Origin of the sequence: Streptomyces sp. RP5T (genome assembly GCF_003933965.1) — a bacterium.
Classification (GTDB): Bacteria; Actinomycetota; Actinomycetes; order Streptomycetales; family Streptomycetaceae; genus Streptomyces.
Map to the genome: position 1 here is coordinate 1 of NZ_RSAJ01001283.1, position 459 is coordinate 459.

1 pseudogene is annotated in these 459 nt (G+C 76.7%); it reads left to right on the forward strand.

From position 1 onward, the window contains the following. Window positions 1-459 (forward strand): annotated as a pseudogene (locus tag EHS43_RS45845) (hypothetical protein); the annotation flags it as partial.

Below are 459 nucleotides of genomic sequence, written 5' to 3' on the forward strand. Positions count from 1 at the left end.
GGGCTGGGCGGCGGGGGCTGGGCGGGCGCCTGGTGCCTCCCCGGCGGCACGACCACGGCGGTCGCGGGCCTGGTCGCCGTACGGGCCCTCGCCGCCGAGTCCCTGGCCCGCCGGGCCGCGCCGTTCCTGGTCCTGGCCCCGGCCGCGGTCTGGGTGGGCACGTCGGCGGACGGGTACTTCGCGGCGGTGGCCGCGTGGGCGGTGGCGCTGCTCGCCCTCGCGGTGCGGGGGATCCGGCCCGCGCCGTACGGTTTCTGCTCGGGGCTGCTGTTCGGGCTGACCGTCTATCTGTCGTACGGCCTGACCCTCATGGCCGTCGTCGCCGGGGCGGTGCTGCTGCTGGGCTCCTCCCGGCGCCCCCTGCTGTTCGCCCTCGCCGGATTCCTGGTCGTGCCGGTGCTGTTCACCGTGTCGGGGTTCTGGTGGTGGGAGGCGTACCGGCTGCTGGTGACGCGGTAC